Here is a 24775-nt window from a genome sequence, read left to right on the forward strand (position 1 = left end):
ATGCGGGGGGCGCCCGCCCCCGTCGCTCAACCCCGCTGCGCGGCCTGCTCGTCGAGTTGGCGTTGTATCTCGCGGCGCTTGTTGGCGATCGAGGCTATGATAACGCCGATCGTCACCACCGCGATCAGGATGGTGCAGGCGGCGTTGATTTCCGGGGTCACGCCGAGACGCACCTGGCTGTAGATCTTCATCGGCAGGGTGGTGGCGCCGGGGCCCGAGGTAAAGCTCGCGATCACCAGATCGTCCAGCGAAAGCGTGAAAGCCAGCATCCAGCCGGAGATGATCGCCGGCAGGATCACCGGCAAGGTGATCTGGAAGAATGTCTTCACCGGCGGCGCGCCGAGGTCCATCGCCGCCTCCTCCAGCGAGCGGTCGAAGGAGACCAGCCGCGACTGCACGACGACGGCGACGAAGCACATGGTGAAGGTAATATGCGCGAGCGTCACTGTGACGAAGCCGCGGTCGAGCCCGACGGCGACGAAGAGCAAGAGCAGCGAGAGGCCGGTGATGACTTCCGGCATGACCAGCGGGGCAAAGACCATGCCCGAGAAGAGCATCCGCCCCTTAAAACGCGTGTAGCGGGTCAGCGTGATGGCGGCGAGCGTGCCGAGCACGGTCGCGACCGTTGCCGAGATGACGCCGACGCGCGCCGTCACCCAGGTCGCGTCCATCAGGCCCTGGTTGTGGAACAGCGACACGTACCATTTGGTCGAGAAGCCGCCCCAAACGGTGACGAGCTTGGATTCATTGAAGGAAAAGACGATCAGAAGCACGATCGGCAGATAGAGGAAGGCAAAGCCCAGCACGATTGAGGTGATGTTGAAGCGGCTCCAGGTCGAGTTCATCTGCCCTGCTCCTGTGCCTTCGCCTGCGCCTGCTGGAAGAACATGATCGGAATGGTCAGCACCAGAAGCAGGATGACGGCCACTGCCGACGACACCGGCCAATCGCGGTTCGAGAAGAACTCGTTCCAAAGCGTCTTGCCGATCATCAGCGTCTGCGAGCCGCCGAGAAGGTCGGGGATGACGAACTCGCCCACGGCCGGGATGAACACCAGCAGGCAGCCGGCGACGACGCCGGGCAGCGACAGCGGGAAGGTGATCTTCCAGAAGGCGCCGGCCGGCGGGCAGCCGAGGTCCTGCGCGGCCTCGATCAGCGAATAATCCATCTTCTCCAGCGAGGAATAGAGCGGCAGCACCATGAAGGGCAGGTAGGAATAGACGATGCCGATGAAGATCGCGGTGTAGGTGTTGAGGATGACCAGCGGCTGGCTGATCAGGCCGGTGGCGAGCAGAACCTGGTTGAGCAGCCCCTCGGGCTTCAGGATGCCGATCCAGGCATAGACGCGGATCAGGAACGAGGTCCAGAAAGGCAGGATCACCAGCATCAGCAAGGTCGGGCGGATCGTGGCCGGCGCGCGGGCCATGCCATAGGCGATCGGATAGCCGACGATCAGCGTGAGTATCGTCGAGATTCCCGCGATGATCAGGCTCGTCACATAGGCGTTGAAGTAGAGCGCATCCTGGGTGAGCCAGGTGTAGTTGTCGAAGTTGAGCTCACGGAAGCCGGCAAAGAACCCGGCGACGCCGTCCTTGAAGTCGAGCACTGGCGTATAGGGCGGCATCGAGATCGCCGTCTGCGACAGCGAAATCTTGAAGACGATGATGAAGGGAACGAGAAAGAAGAACAGCAGCCAGAGATAGGGAATGATGATGACGAGGCGGTTGACGAAGCCCTTCGCCAATGTCGTCGGCGGGGCTGCGGCGGTTTCGGTCGACGAGGATGTGGTGGCGGCGATATTGGTCATGACCCGCTTCTACCTCGTCAAAACGACGCCGGCGTCTGGCCGGAAGGAGACCCAGGCGCGGTCGTTCCAGGTGAGCGGATCCTCGGTGACCCGCGAGGCGTTCAATGCGCTCGCCCGCACGATCTGCCCGTCGTCGAGCTTGATATGATAGACGGTCATGTCGCCGAGATAGGCGACGTCATAGACCTCGCCTTCGAGTGCGTTGACGGCATCGGCCGGTTTTTTCGAGGAAACCTTGATCTTCTCCGGCCGGATCGCGAAGATGATGTCGGAGCCGGCAGCGGCGGCGCCGCCATTGTCGACGACGATCTGCGCTCCGGTCGCGCCGGTGATGCGGGTCGTGCTTGTCGTGCGCTCGGCAACCTTGCCTTCAAACATGTTCACATTGCCGACGAAATGCGCCACGAAGCGCGAGGTCGGCGCCTCGTAAATCTCGGCAGGTGTCGCGACCTGCATCACCTCGCCCTTGTCCATGATGGCGATGCGGTCGGCCATGGTCATGGCCTCCTCCTGGTCGTGGGTGACGACGACGAAGGTAAGGCCGAGTTCCTGCTGCAGGTCCATCAGTTCGAACTGGGTTTCCTCGCGCAGCTTCTTGTCCAAAGCGCCGAGCGGTTCGTCGAGCAGCAGAACCTTGGGCCGCTTGGCGACCGAGCGGGCAAGCGCGACGCGCTGGCGCTGGCCGCCCGAGAGCTGGTGCGGCTTGCGCTTGGCGAACTGCTCGAGCTTGACGAGCCTCAGCATCTCGGCGACGCGTTTTTCGATATCGGGTCCGGGCATGCCTTCCTGCTTCAGGCCGAAGGCGATGTTCTTCTCCACCGTCATATGCGGGAACAGCGCGTAAGACTGGAACATCATGTTGACCGGCCGCTTGTAGGGCGGAATGCCGCGCAGGTCCTGCCCGTCGAGCAGGATGCGGCCCGCGGACGGCTCCTCGAAGCCGGCGAGCATCCTGAGCAGGGTCGACTTGCCGCAGCCCGAAGCGCCGAGCAGGGCGAAGAATTCACGCTCGAAGATGGTCAGCGACAGATTGTTGACGGCGATGAAATCACTGAACTTCTTGGTGACCTTGTCGAACTGGATATATGGCTTGGCATTCGGGTCGTTCCATGGCGCGAAATCCCTGCGGATGCTGCCAAGCGATTTCATGATCCCCACTCCGTTACTTTCTTAAAAAATCACCAAAAGAAAGCGACCCCGGCAGTTGGCTGCCGGGGCCGCGTCGCAATTCTCACTGGCCAGTGACTATCTTGGTCCAGGTGCGCGTGATGATGCGCTGTGTCTTGGGATCGTATGGCGCAATGGTATACAGCTTTTTCATCGTCTCTTCGTCTGGATAGACCGAAGGATCTTCCAGGATCGCCTTATCGACGAATTGCTGCGAGGCTTTGTTGCCGTTGGCGTAGAGCACGTAATTCGATGATTTGGCGATGACTTCGGGCGTCATCATATAGTTGATGAATTCGAGCGCGTCGGCGACATGCGGCGCGTCCGCGGGGATCGCCATCTGGTCGAACCACATCTCGGCGCCTTCCTTGGGCACCGAATAGCCGATCTCGACGCCCTGCTTGGCTTCCACGGCGCGGTTGCGCGCCTGGAAGACGTCGCCCGACCAGCCGATCGCCAGGCAGATGTCGCCATTGGCCAAGGCGTTGATGTATTCGGACGAATGGAACTTGCGGACATAGGGCCGCACCTTCAGCAACGCCTCCTCGGCCTTGGAGATGTCATCGGGAGAGGTGCTGTTGGGATCGAGGCCGAGATATTTAAGCGCCGCTGGAAGGACGTCGGTGGGAGAGTCCAGCACATAGACGCCGCAATCCTTCAGCTTGGCCAGCTTGTCGGGATTGAAAAAGACGTCCCAGCTGTCGATCTTGTCGGTGCCGAGCGCGGCCTGCACCTTCTTGACGTTATAGCCGAGGCCGACCGTGCCCCACATGTAGTTGACCGAATATTCATTGCCCGGATCGTATTTGGCGGTACGCTCGGAAATGACGTCCCACATGTTGGAGATGTTGGGCAGCTTCGACTTATCGAGCTTCTGGAACACGCCTGCCTGGATTTGGCGCGCCAGGAAGTTGGCGCTCGGCACGACGACGTCATAACCACTGCCGCCGGCAAGCAGTTTCGTCTCCAGAATCTCGTTTGAGTCGAAGGTGTCATAAACGACCTTGATGCCGGTCTTCTTGGTAAAATCGTCGATGATCGAGCTGTCGATATAGTCCGACCAGTTGTAGACGTTGACGACGCGGTCTAAGGCGTGGCCGCTTATTGTGAAAAGCGTCAGAAATGCCGACGTCGCCGAAAGCCAAAGCGCTTTGCGGATCATGGTGTTCTCCTTTGGTGGGTGTTCCCTTGCCGGTTCGTCGCGATATGGCGGGGCGGCTTTGGTTTGAGAGTATTGAGCTTTCCGGAGAGCGACAAGCGTGAACATCAGGGTTCGAGACATTTTGGCCTCCCCGGCGAGGCACCCGGGCGGCGTCAACGGCATTCACCGTGGCGTAGTGAGAGCTATGACGATGCAGTCCGGTCCTGAGCGGGCCGGCGGAGACACTTGGCAAGATAGGCCTGTCTTGTTGTTGCCGTAGTTGCAGCCTGCCCGCCCGGCAACTGGGTTGTCAATGGGGGAAGGCTGCCTGTCGTCAATTGGGCGACGGCAGGCCGGTGACGCCGGGACGAGTCGGCCGCGTCTGGCGCTTGAACTCCAGGCCTATATGGATCAGCAGCGCCGTGACCACGACCGTGCCGCCGACGATGGTGCGCACCGACGGCACTTCGGAATGGACCAGCCAGACCCAGATCGGCCCAAGGATCGGCTCGAAGGTGCCGAGCAGCGCCGCGATCGCCGCCGGCACCAGCCGCGCGCCCATGGCGAAAAAGGCGAGGCCGACGCCAAGATTGATGACGCCGAAGGCGAAGAGGAAGCCCATGTCGCGCCCCGAGACCGCGAATGCCGAGGCCTGGGAAGCGGCGAACGCACCGGCAAGCAGCGCGCCGAGACAGGTGGCCGGCACCATGCGCACATGGGCAAAGCGCCGGGTGATCACGGTCGCCAGCGAAAACATCACCGCGATCAGCAGCGCCAGGCCGTCGCCGATCGGCGAGACGGCGCCGCCCAGGGATTCGGAAACCATGATGGCGACGCCGGTGATGACGGCGGCAATCGCGATCCAGGTGGCCAGGGCGGCCCGTTCGCGAAACAGGAGCCAGGCAAGGAGAGCCGCCAGGAGCGGCACGCCGGCCTGCATCAGGAGGATGTTGGCGACCGTCGTGTAGGCAAGCGCCACCACGAAGCTGGTCGAGGCGGTGGCGAAGCAGAAGGCGACGCCAAGGCCGGGCAGTCCCATGTGCCGAAACAGGTTCAAGGTGCCGCGCCAACCGTCGCGCCAAAGCATGAATGCGATCAGAAAGGCCACGGCCCATAGCGAACGCCAGAACACCACGGTCCAGCTGTCGCCGATATGGATGAAACGGGCGATGGTGCCGCCGAAACTCCACGTCAGCGCCGAAAGGAAGACCAGGAGCATGCCGATCCGCTCGTCGCGCGGCGAGACGGCTGGCAAGGCGGTCGAGGACGGGGCGACGGGCGACGAGGCGGTACCGGTCATGGCGGATGACTGTCAGCGAGTTGCGTTCGACACGATGCACCAGGGACGACAAAGAACTGCGTCTCAATCGCGTAGCGCAAAGACGTAAAACCGGCGTGATCCAGCGTCCGGCGAAGCTTGGGGCACATCCGGCGCCGTCATCCCTGGAAATCGAAGGCGCTGAGGCCCGTCACCATCTCGTCGAGGCCGAGCGGGCGCGTCACCGGCGGCTCGGCGCGCGCAAGGCAGCCGACCCGCTCGCAGAGCCTGCAGGCGGGGCCTACCGGCGTGGCGGAGCCTTGCCCGGATTTGCCGGCGGCTCCGACCGGCAGCGCCCCGCCATAGACGATCTCGTCGCGGAAGCCGATGTCGCAGCCGAGCAGGAGCGCGGTGCGACGCGGCCGTTCGGAGAAAGCGCCCTGCGGGCCTTCCAGCGTGCGGGCGATGCAAAGGAACTCGGCGCCGTCGGGCATTTCCACCGCCTCGACCAGGATCTGGCCTGGCTGCGAGAAGGCTGCATGGATCGGAAGCTTGGGGCAGCCGCCCCCGAAGCGGCTCTGCGGATAGCCCTGGCTGCCGGCCTTGCGGAAGCGGTTGCCGGCATTATCGAGTTCCAGCATGAAGAACGGCACGCCCGACGCACCCTGCCGCTGCAGCATGGTCAGCCGGTTGGCCGCCTGCTCGAAAGAGACGCCGAAGCGGGAGCGCAAGACGTCGATGTCGTAGCGGGCGCGAACGGCGGCGGCATGGAAAGCCTGATAGGGCATCATCAGCGCATGCGCGGCGTAGCGGCCGAGCTCGAAGCGGGCGAGCCGGCGCGCCTCGTCAGTGCCGAGCTTCAGCGCCTGGACCTCGCCGGCGATGGCCACCGACATGCGCATGAGGCTCGCCTCCATGGCGACTTCGCGCAGCTGGTCGAAAGGCGACAGCCGCTCGGACAGGAACAGACGCTGCGAATGGCGGTCGTAACGGCGGCGCCAGTTGGGCATGGTGGCTACCGGCAACACCCTGACGACGATGCCGTGCTCACGCCTCAGCCAGGCCTTCAGCGCGCCGGACAGATCGTCGCCGGGCTCGAGGACCGATGTGAAAGCCTCCGCCTCCTCCTCCAGAGAAGCGAAGTGGTTCGGCCGGCGCTCGAACACCTCGTGGACTTCGTCTGCAGGCAGGCGCGCGCCGGACAGCGCGGTTGCCCTGCCCTCCTTGGCCAGAAGCTGGTTGAGGTCGGACAGGCGCTCGGCCTGCTCGCGATAGGCGCGAAAGAGCTTCACCATCGCCGCCGAGGCATTCGGCGCCGTCTCGGCAAGATCGATCAGTTCCTGATCGCCGGGCAGCTCGCCGGCAAGAAGCGGATCGCTGAAGGCCTCGCGCAATGCCGCTATCGAGCCTTTTGTCTCACCCTGCAGTTCGTGCGGATCGACCTTGTAGACGGAGGCGAGCTTGAGAATGAGCTGCACCGTCAGCGGCCGCTGGTTGCGCTCGATCAGGTTGAGATAGGAAGGCGAGATGCCCAGCCCCTCGGCCATCGCCGTCTGGGTCAGGCTCCTGGCGTTGCGCAGCCGGCGCAGCCGCGGCCCGGCGAAGATCTTCTGGTCGGCCATCCCTGCCATCCTTGACAATAATTTACATGAACGTCGAGTGCGGTGCCCAATTCGCGGCTTTTACTATCGTGACAAATTTACAGAGGTGGATTGTCAATGGCAACACAGCTTTTCCTCTATTTTTCGCGGGATTTGCCGGTTTTTCTAGGTGCCTTTCGCGCTGCAATGTAAACGATGTCATACCCAGACGTCGCAAGATATGCCTTTGCGACGCAGCGCTTGACACAGTTGCCAAATGACTCGGAGTGACCAATGACCGATTTTTACAACCTCGTCCCCTCCGCGCCGGAAGGCCGTTTCGACGGCATCGAGCGCCCCTATTCGCCGGAGGATGTGAAGCGGTTGCGGGGCTCCGTGCAAATTCGCCAGACGCTGGCCGAAATGGGCGCGAACCGGCTGTGGAAGCTCATCCACGAGGAGGATTTCGTCAACGCGCTGGGCGCCATGTCGGGCAACCAGGCCATGCAGCAGGTTCGGGCCGGGCTGAAGGCGATCTATCTCTCCGGCTGGCAGGTCGCCGCGGATGCCAACACCGCCTCGGCGATGTATCCGGACCAGTCGCTTTATCCGGCCAATGCAGCGCCGGAACTCGTCAAGCGCATCAATCGCACCTTGCAGCGCGCTGACCAGATCGAGACGTCCGAAGGCGACGTGCTGTCGGTCGAGACCTGGTTCGCGCCGATCGTGGCTGACGCAGAAGCCGGCTTCGGAGGCCCGCTCAATGCCTTCGAGATCATGAAGGCCTTCATCGAGGCCGGCGCCGCGGGCGTCCACTATGAGGACCAGCTGGCGTCGGAAAAGAAGTGCGGCCATCTCGGTGGCAAGGTGCTGATTCCGACGGCGGCGCATATCCGCAACCTCAACGCGGCGCGCCTTGCGGCCGACGTGATGGGTACGCCGACGCTGGTCGTGGCGCGCACGGATGCCGAGGCGGCGAAGCTGTTGACCTCCGATATCGACGAGCGCGACCGGCCCTTCGTCGACTACGACGCGGGCCGCACGGTCGAGGGCTTCTACAACGTGCGGAACGGCATCGAGCCTTGCATCGCGCGCGCCGTGGCCTACGCGCCGCATGCCGACCTGATCTGGTGCGAGACCTCGAAGCCGGATCTGGCGCAAGCCAGGAAATTCGCCGAGGGCGTGCATAGGCACCATCCGGGCAAGCTGCTCGCCTACAATTGTTCGCCGTCCTTCAACTGGAAGAAGAACCTCGACGACGCGACGATCGCGAAGTTCCAGAAGGAACTCGGCGCGATGGGCTACAAGTTCCAGTTCATCACGCTCGCCGGCTTCCACCAGTTGAACTTCGGCATGTTCGAGCTGGCGCGCGGCTACAAGGATCGCCAGATGGCCGCCTATTCGGAACTCCAGGAGGCCGAGTTCGCGGCCGAGGCCCACGGCTATACGGCGACCAAGCACCAGCGCGAGGTCGGTACCGGCTATTTCGACGCCGTGTCGATGGCGATCACCGGCGGGCAGTCGTCGACCACCGCGATGCATGAATCGACCGAGCACGCCCAATTCAGGCCGGCGGCCGAGTAACGGACAACAACCAGAGGAAACGCCCGCAGGGCATCTACATCGAGGAGAAGAGCGATGGCATCGATAAGCCGCGTCAAGGAAAGGGCAGAAGAGCAATCGAGCGCGATGAGCGTCGACCAGCAGGCGACGATCCGCATGCTCGCCAACGATCTGCACAGGCTAAACCAGTCGGTCATGAAGGCAGTCGAGGCCGGCGTCTCGGTGGAGTTGGTGCGTTCGGCCAGGCACCATGGCGGCGACGGCAACTGGGGAGACCTTTTGATCCCGGTGATCGTTACCCAGCAGAGTCATACTTGACGTAACGTCAACAGTCTCGGCGATAGTCTTCCGCGCGCTATACGTTCGGGAGACTATCGCATTTTTTCGAGTGCCTTCGTCGCCAGGAGGTACGACTTGCGCTGAATTCCGGAATTTCTTGCTATATTTTCGACCTCGATCGTTTCAGCTTGACACCGGCCGCGATCTCACCCAATTGTGCCTCAGGTTTCAACCCTGCATTGAACCAGAGTGCCTGCCCGCCGATGTGTCCCGCCAACCGTGACGACCACTCCGAAAAACATCCGAAGCCTGCAGCCCGGACCGGAACGATCGCGGCGAATTTTTCCAAGGTGCTCGTTGTCGGAAAATCGTCGATCAACCGGGTCGTGGTATCGAAAATCGTCGAGAAATCGGGGCTGAAACCGATCTCGGAAACGCCCGAAACCGCCGAGAAGACACTCACCGGCCAGTTGCCCTGCGCCGTCATCCTGGACGGCGGCCCAGACAACAAGGATTGCGACCGGCTGATGTCAGCAATCGACGCGCTGCGGCGCGCCTCCGGCAAGCCGCTGCCGGCGGTGATCCTGCTTTCAACCAGGAATGGCACGCCGGAGAGCCTCGGCCTGTCGAGCCTGGTCGATGCGGTAGTCGCCAAGCCGATCACGCCCGAGAGACTGCAACCGGTGGTGGATCGCCTGGTCGGGCGCGGCTAAGGCGCCCCTAAAACCCGGTCAGCGCGCCGTGGCGATGCGTTCGATCAGCGCCGGCAATTCGCTCAAGTCGGCGATCTGGCGGAAACGCGCCGCCGCGACCGGCGCCTCGGCATGCTCGGCCGCCCAGGTCAATTCATGCGGGACATAGATGCCCCAGCCGCCGGCATCGATGGCAGGGACGACATCCGACTTCAGCGAGTTGCCGACCATCACGCTCTTTTGCGGCCCGTCGCCATGGCGGCTGAAGATGCGGGCGTAGGTAGCGGCGCTCTTGTCGCTGACGATCTCGACGGCGTCGAAAAGCTCACCCAATCCCGATTGCGCCAGCTTACGCTCCTGGTCCATGAGGTCACCCTTGGTGATCAGCACCAGGCGATAGCTGCCGGCGAGCTTCTCGACCGTCTCACGCGCATGCGGCAGCGGCTCGATCGGATGGCTGAGCATGTCGCGCCCGGCAGCCAGGATTTCCGCGATGGTCGAGGCCGGAACACGGCCTTCGGTAACCTCGATCGCGGTCTCGATCATCGACAGCGTGAAGCTCTTTATGCCGAAGCCGTAGACGCCGAGATTGCGCTTTGCGGCTTCAAGCAGGTTCGCGGAAATCAGGCTTGGCTCGCCGTGCTCGGCAAGCATGGCGATAAAGCGCTGTTCGGTCATGCGGAAGAACTGCTCGTTCTGCCACAGCGTGTCGTCGGCATCGAAGCCTATCGTCGTCAGGTGAGAGGCGGGCATATGCGGACACCGTTCTTCATGGACGGCCGGTTTAGCCGTTGTTACGGCCCGCCGCCAGCCTGAAGACGGAGGTGCGCCTTGCCTCCCCTTCCCTTCCGCCGTGGCGCCCGGCTATAGTCCGAAATCCGCAACACAATCTGGTGAATGATGCCGCCTGAGAAAAAGGAAGTCCGTCCGTCGAGCCGGGGGGGACGCGCCCGCACGCCTGCCTTCCTGAAGAACCAACGCGGTGTGAAGAACTGGAAGGAAGCCAGCGCCTGGCTCGAATGGCGCGGCATCGAAGACATCGAATGCATCACGCCCGACCAGGCGGGCGTCGCCCGCGGCAAGATGATGCCGTCGAAGAAATTCACCTCCAACACCTCGCTGGCGCTGCCTTCGGCCGTATTCATGACGACGATCTCCGGCGGCTATCCCGAGGACGGCAACGGCTTCCACTATCCCGAGGATGACGGCGACCTGAAGCTTCTGCCCGATCTTTCGACGCTGACCGTCGTGCCCTGGGAAGAAGACCCGACGGCTGCGGTGATCTGCGATCTCGTTCACCAGGACGGTCGCTCGGTTGAGTTCACGCCGCGCAACGTGCTGAAGCGCGTGCTCGCGGCCTATGACGAGCGCGGGCTGAAGCCGGTGGTGGCGCCCGAGATCGAATTCTATCTGGTGCGCAAGAACCCCGATCCGGACTATCCGCTCACACCGCCCGTCGGGCGTTCGGGCCGGCCGATCGGCGGTGGTGCCGGCTATTCGATCGCCGGCGTCAACGAATTCGACGAACTGATCGACGACATCTACCACTTCTCGGAACGGCAGGGCCTGGAGATCGACACGCTGATCCATGAGGAAGGCGCCGGCCAGCTCGAGATCAATCTGCGCCACGGCAATCCGATCGAGCTCGCCGACCAGGTCTTCATGTTCAAGCGCACCATCCGCGAGGCGGCACTGAAGCACGAAATCTACGCAACCTTCATGGCCAAGCCGATCCAGGGGCAGCCGGGCTCGGCCATGCACATCCACCAGTCGGTGATCGACAAGAAGACCGGCAAAAACATCTTCTCGGCCGAGGACGGCTCCGAGACCGACGCGTTCTTCCACTTTATCGGCGGCATGCAGAAGCACGTGCCGAACGCACTGGTGATGTTTGCGCCTTACGTCAATTCCTATCGCCGGCTGACGCAGCAGGCGTCGGCGCCGGTCAACAACAAATGGGGCTATGACAACCGTACCACCGCCTTCCGCGTGCCGCGCTCGGATCCAGCGGCGCGACGCGTCGAGAATCGTATCCCCTCCTCCGACGCCAACCCCTACCTGGCGCTGGCGGCCTCGCTTGCCTGCGGGCTGGTCGGCATAAACAAGAAGATCAAGGCGGAACCGCCGGTCCTGACGACCGCCAATGCGGATGAAATCGACCTGCCGCGCGGCCTTCTGGAGGCCGTCGGCCTGTTCGAGGACGACAAGGAGCTCGGCGCCATACTCGGCAAATCCTTCGCCGCCACCTACACCGCGATCAAGCGCGCCGAGTTCGAGACCTTCATGGAAGTGATCAGCCCGTGGGAGCGGGAGTATCTCTTGTTGAACGTATAGGGCTACTGATCATGCCCTACCAGTCTCCCATTTCCCCGGGCCGCTCGTGGTACGAGGATACGGCCGGGCCTCGGCCCGAATACCCTTCGCTAGGTGGTGATCGCCAATGCGACGTCGTCATTATTGGCGGCGGCTTCACTGGCTTGTCGGCAGCCGCGCACTTGGCGAAGACAGGCGCGAATGTCGTCCTTATCGAGGCTTATCGTTTCGGCGACGGCGCGTCGGGGCGCAATGGCGGCCAGCTCGGCACCGGGCAGCGCGCCTGGGCGCAAGAATTGGAGGCCGAGTACGGCCTCTCCCGCGCCAAGGCGCTGTTCGACATGGCCGAAGAAGCCAAGGCGCATCTGTTCGACTTCGCTGCTGCCAACTCCATCGACATCGACTATATGCCGGGTCAGCTTTCGGTCGCGCACAAGCGGCGCTACGTCGACGACTACAGGCGCCACGCCGAGATCATGGCGAGCCGCTTCGGCTACCCGCATATAAGCTTCATGGACGCGACGGAGACGGCGGAACGGCTGGGCTCGACGCGCTATTTCGGCGGCACCCGCGACACCGGCACTGGGCACATCCACCCGCTGAAGCTGGTGATCGGCACGGCGAAAGTGGCGGCGGCCGCCGGCGCGCATCTCTTCGAACAGACGCCCTCCACCGGCATCGTCTCCAATGGCGGCAAGGTGACGGTCACGACGCCCAGAGGCACGATCATGGCCGACAAATGCTTGATCGGGGTCAATGCCTATGGCGGCAATCTGGAGCCGGTGAGCGCGGCGCACATCATGCCCATCGGCTCCTTCATCGGCGCGACCGTGCCGCTCGGCGCGGCCTCCAAAGTGCTGCCGGGCGGCGAGTCGGTCGACGATTCCCGCTTCGTGGTGCGCTATTTCCGCAAGTCGAAAGACGGACGGCTCCTGTTCGGCGGCCGCGAGGTCTACGCCGTCAACGACCCGAAGGACATCCATATCCACATCCGCAGGCAGATCGCCGAGCTCTACCCGGACCTGAAGGATGTAGAGATCACGCATGGCTGGGGCGGCTATGTCGGCATCACGGTGCCGAGAAAGCCGTTCGTGCGCGAGGTGATGCCGAAGGTGATTTCGATAGGCGGCTATTCCGGCCACGGCGTCCTGCTGTCGAACTTCTTCGGCAAGCTCTATGCCGAGACCGTTGCCGGCAATCGCGACCGGCTGAAACTGATCGAGGATCTGAAAATCCCCGCCTTCCCCGGCGGCCGCCGGTTCCGCGCGCCGCTCTTGTTTCTTGCGCTCAACTGGTTCGCGCTGCGTGACAGGATTTGAAGCCGGCTGCCCAGCCGAAGCCGCCGATTCGAGGCCGGCGGCTTCCACGCGGCGGGTTGTGGAAGCCTTAACAGGCACGCAGAATTTCGCAATTTGGCTCACTCATGCCATAATCAGCAGTAAAAGGTGCAATCATGGGCGAAAATCCGGGGACTTAGCGGGCCTTGCCCGCAGTGATTTAGGGACCGATGCCGATCCTTACGGCAATGATCGATAGAACGTCGGCCCGCTTGTTGGAGGTGGTTTGAGTGAACGAGCCCTTCAGTTTCGGCGCGCCGGAACGGCAGCGCTTTACAATGCAGTTCGGCTATAACGTACGACCGTCCTTCTGGCAAAAGGTGCAGTCGAACGCGCATCTGGTCATTGCAGCGGTCGGCACCGCCGCGCTGCTCGGCGTGGCCGCGGTGGCGCTGTGGCTGTGCGTTCCGGGCAGTGACCGGCAAGTGGCTGCGGCAAATGCCGCGCAGATCGTTCCGACAATTCCGGTGAAGACCACGAAAGTCGCTCCGGCGGCAGCGGCGGTCACCGTGGCGACGGCGCCGCAGGCCGCGCGCAAGGGGGATGCGGTAACGCCCACGACGGCGGCCCGCGAAGCCAACATTCCGGCCCTGGCATCAAACAACCCTCGCTGGACGGCTTCCGACGCCAAGACGCCGCCTGCCCCGGCCGAGAACCAGCCAGCTCCATCCAAGCAGGCCGCCGACACGGCCCCTGCGCAATCGACCGACACGGCCTTTGCCGAGGCGGATGCCGAGAACGACGCCGCGAACGCGCTGTCGCAGGTCGCCGGTTCCGCCAGCGAGACAGCAGCGAAGAAGCCGGGCGACAAGATGGATAGCGCCCAAACCGCCGCCATTCCCGAAGCCAAGCCGCAGGTTTCAGATCCGCAGCCGGCAGCGACGGACAGCTCGGCGCAGCCTGAGCCGAAAGCTCAAAAGGCCAGCGCGGCCGCAAACGGGCGCGTCGTGAGGGCTGTGACCATGCGCTCAAGCCCGAAGAAAGGCGCCGCCGCAATCACCACGGTGCCGGCCAAGGCATCAGTGCAGGTGATGAATTGCAAGAAATGGTGCGAGATCATCTATAACGGCAAGCACGGCTGGGTCTACAAAAGCTACGTCAAGACCGGCGCCTGAAACCTAACCGGCCGAGCAGCCGTCCGAGCCGATCTTTCCTGCGCTCGAGCCTGCGATCCGCGACGAAGGACTTGTGTTCCTGGAACGGCACGTCGAAGAGGCCGCAAGTCTGGCAGTCCTCTTTCTTGCCGCACGCCGGAATCCAGCACCTGACGTCGTGCGTCCAGGCCAGCGCGATCCTCTCCAGATGAAGGTTGGATGAGCTCTTCAGCAGGATCAGTTCTCCGGGAACGGCGGTCTGCTTGATATGATCGGAGACTTCCTTCGGGGTGCGAAGCTCCACGAAACGGCCGCTGTCGCGGTCGGCCTGGCTGGCGCGTGAGCGGTGGGCATTGTCGCCGGTGTAGATGACCTCCTCCGCGATATCGCGCGCAATTCCATAAGCGGTGCCGTATTTTCTCGTCGACCCGACATAGTCGGAAATCTGTCCGAGCACGATGCACTTGCGGGCAGCCCTCGCTTTGGCCATCATGTCCAGGGCGAGGTCGATCGAATGCCAGGGCGCCTTGGCCGTATCGACAAGGAATTGCGGACCGCCGTCGGTCTTCTGCACCTTGCAACGGTTCGGCAACGGCTCGAACGACGCCAGCCTTGCCACGACCTTCTCCGCCGGGACGCCAAGCTCCAGCGCCGCGGCGGCCGCCGCGGCGACGGGCAGCCAGAATTGCTCGCCGGGAAACGGGGCACGGATATCCAGCACGCCACCGCGCCAATGCAGCGACAATCGCAGCAGTTCGGGATATGCGGCATAAACATCGGTGACCCGGTAATCCGCGTTCCCGAACTGGCCGAAGGTCGCAATCCGGCATTTCGCGCCGGCCGCCATGGCAAGCACGTACGGATCGTCGCAATTGAGCACTGCAATTCCGCCGGGCTCCAACGCATCGACTAGCGCCCGTTTTTCTTGCGCAACAGCTTCCAGCGTCCTGAACTTGCCGACATGCTCCAGCCGGATCATCGTCACGAGCGCGACGTCCGGCTTCAGCATTTGCGCCATGCCTCGGATCGAACCGGGCTCATACGCGCCGGCTTCGAAGACGACGTAGTCGAATTCGCCCACGCGTTTCATGCGCTTGTAGAGCGTGCGTACCAGTGCGTTGAGCGTGTTGGCCAGAACTTGCGTATGGACCGTGCCGTGACCGGCCAGGATATGCCCAAGCAAGCTGGTTGCCGTCGATTTCCCGGAGCTGCCGGTTATCCCGATGAAGACCGCCTTGCTTTGGGCACGCGCACGGTTTGCCCGATAGCGACGCAATCGCCAGCCCAGATCATTGCGAATTTCACGCAGCCTAACCTTAACCACGCGCCAATTCCCCTACCCCGACCCGTTATCGTTTTGACGGACCATGAAGTCAAATGGGACTCGGCTTGACCGCGCATAAACCGGCCATGCGCCACCTGAAGCAGCTCAGATGCAGCGGCCGCCGTCGACCTCCAGCGCCACGCCGGTGATGAAGGCGGCTTCATCCGAGGCCAGCCACAGCGCCGCGTTGGCGATGTCGAGCGGTGTCGAGAACCGGCCGAGCGGGATCGAGGCGCGGAATCTTTCGCGGATTTCAGGCGTGTCGGCGCCCATGAACTTCTCCAGCATGCCGGTCTCGCCGGCGACCGGGCAGAGGCAGTTGACGCGGATGTTCTTCGGCGCCAGTTCGACCGCCATCGACTTGGTGGCGGTGATCGCCCAGCCCTTGGAGGCGTTGTACCAAGTCAGGCCCGGCCGCGGCCGAAGTCCGGCCGTCGAGGCCGTGGTCAGGATGACGCCGCCACCCTGCCGGTCCATGATCGGCACGACGGCAAGCGCCGCGTGATAGATCGCCTTCATGTTGACCGCGGTGATCAGGTCGAAGGTTTCCTCGTCGACGCCGAGCATATCGCCGTTGCGATGGGTGAAACCCGCATTGTTGACCATGATATCGATGCGGCCGAAGGCGCTCTTGGCGGCATAGATCATCTCGTCGAATTCGGAGCGCAGGGACACATCGGTCTGAGTCCACATCGCGTTGGGACCGATCTCTTCGGCCACCCGCTCGGCGCCCTTGGCGTTGAGGTCGGCGACGACCACGCGCGCGCCCTCTTCGGCGAAGCGCTTCGCCATGCCCTCCCCGAAGCCCGACGCAGCGCCCGTGATGATGGCTACCTTGTTTTCCAGACGCATGGTTTTCCCGCTCATTGGATTTCCGCAACTATCTCCCTTAGCTTTCGTCACATTCGCGTTCTATTGTGCGGCCGCGAACGTTGCCGGAAGCCATGGCTTTATCGACAGGCTTGTCGGCGGCGCAAGTGTCGGCAAACAGGTGGACGGATGCAACAGCAAGCGATTGGTCCTGCCTGTGACACCATGGCACTGGAAAATTTAAATCGATTAGAATATAGCAACTATGCTGCCGATATACGGCATCAAATCGGACTGACCATGACCAGCCAGATCATCCCTGTCGATCCTTTCGATTTCATCATCTTCGGCGGCACCGGCGACCTGTCGGAACGCAAACTCCTGCCGTCGCTCTACTATCGCCAGTGCGGCCACCAGTTCTCCGAGCCGACGCGCATCATCGGCACCTCGCGCGCCAAAATGACCGATGCCGAATTCCAGACCTTCGCCAAGAAGGCGATATCAGACCATGTGAAGCCTGCCGATATCGATCCGAAGGAGTTGGAGATTTTCCTGGCAAGGCTCTCCTACGTGTCGGCGGACGCCACGACTGGCGCCGGCTTCGATAAGTTGAAGAAGGCAATCGGCGACAGCGACCGCATCCGCGCCTTTTACCTTGCGGTGGCGCCGGCGCTGTTCGGCGACATTTCGCACCAGCTCAAGGAGCACAAGCTGATCACGCCGAACTCGCGCATTGTGCTGGAAAAGCCGATCGGCCGCGACCTCACCTCGGCGCGGGCGCTCAATGACGCCGTCGGTGACGATTTCCACGAAAGCCAGATCTTCCGCATCGACCACTATCTCGGCAAGGAAACGGTGCAGAACCTGATGGCGCTGCGCTTTGCCAATGCGCTCTACGAGCCATTGTGGAACTCCGCCCAGATCGACCATGTTCAGATCACGGTCGCCGAGACCGTTGGTCTCGAGGATCGCGTCACCTACTACGACAAGGCCGGCGCGTTGCGCGATATGGTGCAGAACCACATCCTGCAGCTGCTCTGCCTGGTAGCCATGGAAACGCCGTCGTCGATGGACGCGGACGCGGTGCGCGACGAGAAACTGAAGGTGCTAAGGGCACTGAAGCGCATCAACGGCAACGAGGCGCCGAAGCACACTGTGCGCGGCCAGTATCGAGCCGGCGCTTCGGCCGGCGGGCCGGTCAAGGGCTACGTCGAGGAGCTCGGCAAGGACAGCAACACCGAGACTTTCGTCGCTGTAAAGGCCGAGATCGGCAACTGGCGCTGGGCCGGCGTTCCCTTCTATCTGAGGACCGGCAAGCGGCTCGCCACCCGCGTCTCGGAAATCGTCATCGAGTTCAAGCCGATCCCCTATTCCATCTTCGGCGACAGCGCCGGGCCGATCTTCCCCAACCAGTTGGTCATCCGCCTGCAGCCGGATGAGGGGGTGAAGCAGTTCATCATGATCAAGGATCCGGGGCCGGGCGGCATGCGGCTGCGGCAGATCTCGCTCGACATGAGCTTCGCGCAGTCCTTCCAAGGCCGTGCGCCGGACGCTTATGAGCGGCTGATCATGGATGTGGTGCGCGGCAACCAGACGCTGTTCATGCGCCGCGACGAAGTCGAGGCTGCCTGGAAATGGATCGACCCGATCCAGAACGCCTGGGAAAGCGCCCGGCAGGAAGCTCAGGGCTATACCGCCGGAACCTGGGGGCCGTCGGCCTCGATCGCTCTTATCGAACGTGACGGACGGACATGGCACGAGAGCAATTGAGCCAAGTCCGCTACGGCTGGAACGGCTTTGCCGACCGCCAGGACCTGGCGACGGCGCTTGCCGGTGAGATCGGAGACCGGTTGACCAGCGCCATCGCGGAACGCGGCTCCGCGCTGCTCGCGGTGTCCGGCGGCACCACGCCGGCAAAGCTGTTCGCGGCGCTGTCGACCACGCCGATCGCCTGGGACAAGGTCACCGTGACGCTGGTCGACGAGCGTTTCGTGCCGCCGTCCTCGCCGCGCTCGAATGCCGGGCTGGTGGCGGCGAACCTGCTCCAGAACAAGGCCGCCGTGGCGCGCTTCGTGCCGCTCTATCATGAGGCGGCAAGCATTGAGGATGCAGCGGCAACGGACAGCGAGGCGCTCAGATCGCTGCCCTGGCCGCTCGACGTGGTGATCCTCGGCATGGGCGGCGACGGCCATACGGCATCCTTCTTCCCGGATGCCGGCAATCTCGAGGAATTGCTCGATTCGGCCTCGCAGCGGATCGTGCTGCCGGTGCATGCGCAGAGCGGCGGCGAGCCGCGACTCACGCTGTCGATGGCGCGCATCATCGCCGCTGGTTTTGTCGCGCTCCACATCGAAGGCGAGGACAAGCGCGCCGCGTTCAACGGCGCGATTGGTCCCGGCGCGAAAAAGCCAATCCGCAGAGTGATCGAGGCGGCGCCGAGACCGATAGAGGTGTTCTGGGCACCCTGATTTCAGATGAGGACAGTCCGGTGGCAGAGGGAGGACGTCGCCGGGCTCGAAAGGACGGACCATGACAGCCAGACGCGATATCGAAGCCATCACGGAACGCATCCGCCACCGTTCGAAAGCCGGCCGCGAAGCCTATCTCGGCCGTATCGCGGAGGCTTCCAGCCGGACCGCAAACCGCGCGGTGCTGGGCTGCGGCAACCTTGCCCATGGCTTTGCCGTGTGCAGCCCCTCCGAAAAGATTGCGCTCGGCGGCGACCGCGTGCCGAACCTCGGCATCATTACCTCCTACAATGACATGCTGTCGGCGCATCAGCCCTTCGAGACGTTCCCGGCGCTGATCAAGGAAGCCGCGCGCGAAGCGAGCGGCATCGCTCAGGTCGCCGGCGGCGTGCCGGCGATGTGCGACGGCGTCACCCAAGGCCAGCCCGGCATGGAGCTTTCGCTGTTCTCGCGCGACGTGATCGCCATGGCGGCGGCGATCGGCCTGTCGCACAACATGTTCGACGCGGCCGTCTTCCTCGGCGTCTGCGACAAGATCGTGCCCGGGCTGGTGATCGCGGCACTCACCTTCGGGCACCTGCCTGCTGTCTTCATCCCGGCTGGGCCGATGACGACCGGTCTCGCGAACGACGAGAAGGCCAGGATCCGCCAGCTCTATGCCGAAGGCAAGGTCGGCCGCGCCGAACTGCTTGAGGCGGAGTCCAAGTCTTATCACGGGCCGGGCACCTGCACCTTCTACGGCACCGCCAATTCCAACCAGATGCTGATGGAAATCATGGGCCTGCATACGCCCGGCGCGTCCTTCGTCAATCCGGGCACGCCGCTGCGCGACGCGCTGACAAGGGAAGCGGCCAAACGGGCGTTGGCGATCACCGCGCTCGGCAATGCCTATACGCCGGTCGGGCGCATGATCGACGAACGCTCGATCGTCAACGGCGTCGTCGGCCTGCACGCCACCGGCGGCTCGACCAACCATACGATCCACCTGATCGCCATGGCCGCCGCCGCCGGCATTGCGCTCACCTGGCAGGACATTTCCGACCTGTCGGAGGCCGTGCCGCTGCTCGCGCGCGTCTACCCAAACGGGCTTGCCGACGTGAACCACTTCCACGCGGCAGGCGGGCTCGGCTTCCTGATCCGCGAGTTGCTCGACGAAGGCCTGTTACACGAGGATGTGCAGACGGTGTGGGGCGAAGGCCTGCGGCCCTACGCGGTCGAGGCGACGCTTGGCGAGGACGGCAGCGTGCTACGCGAAGCGGCGCCGCTCAACAGCGGCGACGAAAAGGTGCTGGCGCCGGTCAAGAAAGCGTTCCAGCCGACCGGCGGACTGAAGGTGCTTGCGGGCAATCTCGGCCATGCCGTGATCAAGACCTCTGCGGTCAAGCCCGAACGGCGCGTCATCGAGGCGCCGGCCAAGGTGTTCGACAGCCAGCAGGGCCTGAATGATGCTTTCAAGGCCGGCCAGCTTACCGGCGACTTCGTCGCCGTAATCCGCTTTCAGGGGCCGAAGGCCAACGGCATGCCGGAACTGCACAAGCTGACTACCGTGCTCGGCATCCTGCAGGATCGCGGCCAGCGCGTGGCGCTGGTGACCGACGGGCGCATGTCGGGCGCTTCCGGCAAGGTGCCGGCGGCGATCCATGTGACGCCAGAAGCGGTGGAGGACGGGCCGATCGCCAGGATCCATGACGGCGACGTCATACGGCTCGACGCCGACGCCGGCACGCTGGAGGTGCTGGTGCCGGGAACCGAGTTCGCGCTGCGCCGCACGGCGGAGGCCGACCTCATCGGCAACGAGTTCGGCTTCGGCCGCGAGCTGTTCGCAGGCTTCCGGCAGTTGGTCGGGCGGGCCGATCATGGAGCCGCCGCGTTTGGCAACGCCTGACGTCTTCCCAATGTGCCTTACGAAAAAGGGCGGCTCGGAGCCGCCCTTTTTCGTTCGCTAACTGTAAGGCCTACTGAACGATGATCTCGGTCCGCTCGCCGGCTTTGATCGTCACTGGCGTTTCCTTCTCCTGGCCTTCAGCGGACATGTGGCGCACGACAACATAGTCGCCGGCCGGGATCGTCTGTTGCCAGCTATCACCATAGGTCAGGCCGAGCGACTTGCGCTTGCCCCCGATATCCTTCTTTGACGAGAGCACCTCGATCGAATAGGCGCCGGGCGCCGACATCGCCAGCACGCCGGCGCCGAGAGCCACCTTCACGTCCTGATTGTCGCCGGCCTTGATGCTGAAGGGCTGTTCGACGACGGCAAGATCGAGCGTGGTGAGCGCGACATAATCGTCCGGCGGCAGCCAGAACTTGCTGTCCGGACCGTAGGAGTGCTCCACGCTTTCACGCGAGCCGTCGATCTTCTTCTTCGCCTTGACGATCTCGAAGCCGATGCCGGAATTGTCGGCCTTGTCGCCGCCGGCGGTATAGTAGGCGTTGAGCACGGCATGGCCGACGCCGACGACGATGTCCTTCTCGACGGTCTGCCCGGCGCCAAGCTGGACGGTCTCGGTTACTGTGCCGGCGCCGATCTGCACCGTCACCTTCTGCTCGCCGGCGGGTACCGTGGCCTTGGTATCGCCGTAGTGCGTGGTACTGCCGCCCGGATAGGCGAAGTCGACACGCGCTTCGCCGCTGATCTCCGAGCCCTGGCTAGCATGTGGGTGGATGACCAAAGTGCCGGCGTTCAGCGTGAACAGCGGGCTGTAGGTCTTGCCAGCCTCTATCTTGATCTTCTGCTCGTTCCTTGCCTCGTCGTCGCGGCCGACGACGATGTAGTCGCCCGGCTCGAGATTGGTCTTGAGCACGCCATACTCGGTCGTGACTTGGTCGCCGCGCGTGCCGTCGGCCGCGGCTTTGTAAATCTCCCAGGCATTGCCATCGGTGATCGGATCGCCGCCCTCGGCCATGACCACGCTCGGCGTGAAATTGAATTCAGGCTTGGCCGGCTCGGGCGCGGGAGCCGGCGCCGGTTCGGGAGCCGGCGCGGGAGCCGCAACGGTCTCGACCAGCGCTTCCTGCAGCGCCTTCTCATCGGAGGCCTGGATGTATTTGCCGCCGGTGTTTTCGGCGAGGCAGGCGATCTGTTTGCCCTCGTCGGCGGTCAGCCCGAAGCCGACGACATCGGCGGTGAAATCGACGCCGCTTTGCTTCAGCTCCTTGCCGAGCGCGCAGGGATCGCCGCCGCAGGTCTCAAGCCCGTCGGTGATCAGCACCACGGTTGCCTTATCCTCGGTGTACTTCAGCGCCTCGGCGGCCTGCTTCACCGCGGCCGTGAGTGGCGTCTTGCCCAGGAATTTCATGCTGTCGGCCGCCGCCGAAATAGCGCTGGCGGAGCCGGCTTGCGGCGGCACGATCAACTCGATGTCGTCGCAGCTGCCCTTGGTGCGATGGCCATAGGCCATGAAGCCGATCTCGTCGTCGGCCGGAACCGACTGCAGCACCGTGCGCAGCGATTCACGCGCGATCTCCAGCTTCGGCTTGCCGTCGATCTGGGCCCACATCGAGCCCGATGCATCGAGGATGATGATGACCTTGTTGGCGGCAAAGCCGAAGCTGGTCATCGAAAAAAGCAGGATCGCCGCAGCGGCGCTCCGCATCAGTCCCGCCATGAAAATCTCCTGAGAGCAACCCTCGTCCGCGCTGCGAAAGCTATTTGACGCGGCGCCCGGAGACAAGCCCGCCCGAGGATGAAGGACGTCGCTCTAGTAGGTGGTGCGCCGCTCTTCCGAGGGCGGGCGACCGAACTGCAGCCGGTAGCTCTGGGCGAAATAGGAATGCGAAGTGAAGCCGGTGGCGATCGCCACGTCGAGGATCGGCATGTTGGTCTGGCGCAGCAATTCGCGCGCGCGTTCGAGCCTCAGCCGCATATAGTAGCGGCCGGGCGTCACGCTCAAATGACGCAGGAACAGGCGCTCGACCTGGCGCACCGAAAGGCCGGCCGATTTGGCGAGTTGCACCGCCGACAGCGGCTCGTCGAGATGGTCAGCCATCAATTCGACGATGCGCCTGAGCTTTTCCGACTTGCCGGTGAGGTCCCGCTCCGGTCCGACGCGCTGGCGGTCGCCTGCCGAGCGGATGCGCTCGTGCTGGAACTGGTTGGCGACGCCGTTGGCAAGGTTGGAGCCGAAATCGCCGCGCACGATCTCCAGCATCAGGTCGATCGAGGTGGTGCCGCCGGCGCAGGTGTAACGCTTGCGGTCGATCTCGAAGACATTGCCGGTGCAGTTGATGTCGGGAAAACGCTCCATGAAGCCGGCGCGGTTCTCCCAATGGATGGTGCAGCGATAGCCGTCGAGCTGCCCGGCTTCGGCCAGGAGATAAGAGCCGACCGACAGGGCGCCGAGCGCATTGCCGCGCCGGCCCCAGCTGCGCAGCGCCGCCAGCACCTTGCTCTTGCCGGGAAATTCGATGGAGAGGCCGACCGAGACGAACAGGATATCGACTGGCGGCATGTCGGCGACCGAATAGTCGATTTTCAACGGCAAGCCGTTCGAGGCCATGACCGAGTCGCCGTCGGCCGAGATCGTCGTCCAGCCATAGAAATCGTGGCCGAGTAGTCGGTTCGCCGAACGGAAGCAGTCGATGGCAGCGGCCAGCGAGAACATCGAGAATTTGTCGACCAGCAGGAAGCCGAACTGACGGCCGCCCTGAACGGGATCGCTCGTGATCGGCCGCTCGAGAGCGGGATGCGACTGGGTCGAGTGGGGCATCCTGCTCTGTCCCTTTATTTCAGCCGCATTTGTGCAACGCCAAGTGGTTCCACTTGGCTGCAAAATGCTGGGGAACAGTCAGGTTCGGCAACGCAAGGCTTTCTCAAAATCAGAAGGACGGCCGCTTCAGTCCGGCCGCGAGGTAGGCGGAAGCTACAGTGTTCGCCATCAGCATGGCAATGGTCATCGGCCCGACGCCGCCCGGCACCGGCGTGATGGCGCCCGCCGCCTTGGCCGCCTCGGCATAGGCGACGTCGCCGACCAGGCGGCTCTTGCCTTCGCCTTTCTCGGGCGCCGGGATACGGTTGATGCCAACGTCGATGACGGTCGCGCCGGGCTTTACCCAGTCACCCTTCACCATTTCCGGGCGACCGACGGCGGCAACCAGGATGTCGGCGGTGCGGGCAAGCGCCGGCAGATCCCTGGTGCGGCTGTGCGCAATGGTGACAGTGCAGTTGGCGGCGAGCAGCAGATTGGCCATCGGCTTGCCGACGATGTTCGAGCGGCCGACGACGACGGCGCTGAGGCCTGACAGGTTCTTGCCGCGCACGCGCTCGATCAAAAGCATGGAGCCCGCCGGCGTGCAGGGCACGAATGCGGTATCGAGCTCGCCGGTGCCGAGCTTGCCGACATTGATGAAGTGGAAGCCGTCGACATCCTTTTCCGGCGCGATTGTCTGGATCACCTTGCCGGCGTCGATGTGGCCGGGGAGCGGCAGTTGCACGAGGATGCCGTGGATCGAGCTATCGGCATTCAAGTCGCCGATGATCTTCAGCAATTGTTCCTCGGTGGTGTCGGCCGGCAGCGTATGCTGGAGCGAATGGAAGCCGCATTCCTTAGCGGTGCGCGATTTCGAGGCGACATAGACCTGGCTTGCCGGATCCTCGCCGACGATCACCACCGCAAGGCCGGGCTTGGTGGCGCCTTTGGCCGAAAGCTCCGACGTCAGCGCCTTGACCTTCGAAACCACATCCTCGGCGACACGCTTTCCGTCGATCACTTCGGTCATCACGAACTCTCCGTTTTGAGGCCGCATCGATGCATGCCCCATGCCTCACTCCCGCATCCCGATCCGCCGACGCAGGGCGAAGTCGGCCGAAATGCAGCGCGGCATTTTCACGAAAATTCGACAAGGCAATCCCGTCAAAGCGTCGTCGGATGCCGTAAACCCGAAACCGGCTGCTTTTATCGAACCGCAAGCGGCTTAGAAATACGGCGATCTGGAAATGCGGGCGC

The 24775-nt window shown here is 63.5% G+C and carries 21 protein-coding genes; 9 read left to right on the plus strand and 12 right to left on the minus strand.

The genetic code is table 11. The annotated features are described in order from the left end of the window. Positions 1–26: 26 nt before the first annotated feature. The 6 genes from O7A05_RS27340 to O7A05_RS27365 all read right to left on the minus strand — a co-directional run bounded on the left by O7A05_RS27340 (position 27) and on the right by O7A05_RS27365 (position 6995). Positions 27–845 carry an ABC transporter permease gene (locus O7A05_RS27340; protein ID WP_337096146.1) on the minus strand — a complete coding sequence of 273 codons (819 nt, stop codon included), beginning with the start codon at positions 843–845 and terminating at the stop codon, positions 27–29. Next, positions 842–1807: an ABC transporter permease subunit gene (locus O7A05_RS27345; protein ID WP_337096147.1), complete on the minus strand. Its 966-nt coding sequence runs from the start codon at positions 1805–1807 to the stop codon at positions 842–844. The genes O7A05_RS27340 and O7A05_RS27345 overlap by 4 nt, the downstream gene beginning before the upstream one ends. 9 nt (positions 1808–1816) lie before the next feature. Continuing rightward, entirely contained in the window at positions 1817–2956 is a 1140-nt protein-coding gene (locus O7A05_RS27350) for an ABC transporter ATP-binding protein (RefSeq protein WP_337096148.1), read from the minus strand. 82 nt (positions 2957–3038) lie between these two features. Continuing rightward, complete coding sequence (locus O7A05_RS27355) at positions 3039–4136, minus strand: polyamine ABC transporter substrate-binding protein (RefSeq protein ID WP_337096149.1); 1098 nt, start codon at positions 4134–4136, stop codon at positions 3039–3041. 313 nt (positions 4137–4449) lie between these two features. Then, positions 4450–5415, minus strand: coding sequence for a DMT family transporter (locus tag O7A05_RS27360; protein WP_337096151.1), 966 nt, complete (start codon positions 5413–5415; stop codon positions 4450–4452). Positions 5416–5552: 137 nt separating this feature from the next. Next, the gene (locus O7A05_RS27365; protein WP_337096153.1) at positions 5553–6995 is read right to left on the minus strand and encodes a helix-turn-helix domain-containing protein; all 1443 of its coding nucleotides are present in this window, start codon (positions 6993–6995) and stop codon (positions 5553–5555) included. Between the two features lie 252 nt (positions 6996–7247). On the opposite strand from O7A05_RS27365, the gene aceA reads away from it, so the two are divergent. The 3 genes from aceA to O7A05_RS27380 all read left to right on the plus strand — a co-directional run bounded on the left by aceA (position 7248) and on the right by O7A05_RS27380 (position 9508). Then, positions 7248–8537 (plus strand): isocitrate lyase, encoded by a 1290-nt coding sequence (gene aceA, locus O7A05_RS27370; protein WP_337096156.1) that lies wholly within the window; start codon positions 7248–7250, stop codon positions 8535–8537. Between the two features lie 54 nt (positions 8538–8591). Continuing rightward, positions 8592–8834, plus strand: coding sequence for an SMc00767 family acetate metabolism repressor (locus tag O7A05_RS27375; RefSeq protein ID WP_027168360.1), 243 nt, complete (start codon positions 8592–8594; stop codon positions 8832–8834). 224 nt (positions 8835–9058) lie between these two features. Further along, entirely contained in the window at positions 9059–9508 is a 450-nt protein-coding gene (locus O7A05_RS27380) for a response regulator (protein ID WP_337096157.1), read from the plus strand. 18 nt (positions 9509–9526) lie between these two features. Here O7A05_RS27380 and O7A05_RS27385 read toward each other — a convergent pair whose 3' ends face one another. Then, entirely contained in the window at positions 9527–10240 is a 714-nt protein-coding gene (locus tag O7A05_RS27385) for an HAD family hydrolase (protein ID WP_337096158.1), read from the minus strand. Between the two features lie 144 nt (positions 10241–10384). Here O7A05_RS27385 and O7A05_RS27390 point away from each other — a divergent pair, with 144 nt between their 5' ends. From O7A05_RS27390 to O7A05_RS27400, 3 genes are all read left to right on the plus strand, one after another. Further along, positions 10385–11821: a glutamine synthetase family protein gene (locus tag O7A05_RS27390; protein ID WP_411970618.1), complete on the plus strand. Its 1437-nt coding sequence runs from the start codon at positions 10385–10387 to the stop codon at positions 11819–11821. Positions 11822–11832: 11 nt separating this feature from the next. Further along, entirely contained in the window at positions 11833–13119 is a 1287-nt protein-coding gene (locus O7A05_RS27395) for an NAD(P)/FAD-dependent oxidoreductase (protein ID WP_337096160.1), read from the plus strand. A gap of 248 nt (positions 13120–13367) precedes the next feature. Beyond that, positions 13368–14252, plus strand: a complete 885-nt coding sequence (locus O7A05_RS27400; RefSeq protein WP_337096161.1) for an SH3 domain-containing protein — start codon at positions 13368–13370, stop codon at positions 14250–14252. On the opposite strand, the gene O7A05_RS27405 is transcribed toward O7A05_RS27400, so the two are convergent. Both O7A05_RS27405 and O7A05_RS27410 read right to left on the minus strand, forming a co-directional pair. Then, a complete protein-coding gene (locus tag O7A05_RS27405) occupies positions 14236–15555 on the minus strand; it encodes a Mur ligase family protein (protein ID WP_337096163.1) in 1320 nt (439 codons plus the stop codon). The two genes, O7A05_RS27400 and O7A05_RS27405, sit on opposite strands and share 17 nt — an antisense overlap. Before the next feature lie 105 nt (positions 15556–15660). Next, positions 15661–16407: an SDR family oxidoreductase gene (locus tag O7A05_RS27410; RefSeq protein ID WP_337096199.1), complete on the minus strand. Its 747-nt coding sequence runs from the start codon at positions 16405–16407 to the stop codon at positions 15661–15663. A gap of 258 nt (positions 16408–16665) precedes the next feature. Here O7A05_RS27410 and zwf point away from each other — a divergent pair, with 258 nt between their 5' ends. The 3 genes from zwf to edd all read left to right on the plus strand — a co-directional run bounded on the left by zwf (position 16666) and on the right by edd (position 20718). Further along, positions 16666–18135: a glucose-6-phosphate dehydrogenase gene (zwf, locus tag O7A05_RS27415; protein ID WP_224712907.1), complete on the plus strand. Its 1470-nt coding sequence runs from the start codon at positions 16666–16668 to the stop codon at positions 18133–18135. Continuing rightward, positions 18117–18833 (plus strand): 6-phosphogluconolactonase, encoded by a 717-nt coding sequence (gene pgl / locus O7A05_RS27420; protein ID WP_337096166.1) that lies wholly within the window; start codon positions 18117–18119, stop codon positions 18831–18833. Before zwf ends, pgl begins: the two co-directional genes overlap by 19 nt. A 61-nt stretch (positions 18834–18894) precedes the next feature. Continuing rightward, a complete protein-coding gene (gene edd, locus O7A05_RS27425) occupies positions 18895–20718 on the plus strand; it encodes a phosphogluconate dehydratase (protein WP_337096168.1) in 1824 nt (607 codons plus the stop codon). Positions 20719–20788: 70 nt separating this feature from the next. Here edd and O7A05_RS27430 read toward each other — a convergent pair whose 3' ends face one another. The 3 genes from O7A05_RS27430 to folD all read right to left on the minus strand — a co-directional run bounded on the left by O7A05_RS27430 (position 20789) and on the right by folD (position 24548). After that, on the minus strand, positions 20789–22438 hold the full coding sequence (locus O7A05_RS27430) for a vWA domain-containing protein (protein WP_337096169.1): 1650 nt from the start codon (positions 22436–22438) through the stop codon (positions 20789–20791). 93 nt (positions 22439–22531) lie between these two features. Further along, positions 22532–23539 carry a GlxA family transcriptional regulator gene (locus O7A05_RS27435; protein ID WP_337096170.1) on the minus strand — a complete coding sequence of 336 codons (1008 nt, stop codon included), beginning with the start codon at positions 23537–23539 and terminating at the stop codon, positions 22532–22534. A 109-nt stretch (positions 23540–23648) separates the two neighbouring features. After that, on the minus strand, positions 23649–24548 hold the full coding sequence (folD, locus tag O7A05_RS27440; RefSeq protein ID WP_337096172.1) for a bifunctional methylenetetrahydrofolate dehydrogenase/methenyltetrahydrofolate cyclohydrolase FolD: 900 nt from the start codon (positions 24546–24548) through the stop codon (positions 23649–23651). Between the last annotated feature and the right edge of the window lie 227 nt (positions 24549–24775).

Source organism: Mesorhizobium argentiipisi (SeqCode), from assembly GCF_037179585.1.
GTDB lineage: Bacteria > Pseudomonadota > Alphaproteobacteria > Rhizobiales > Rhizobiaceae > Mesorhizobium > Mesorhizobium argentiipisi.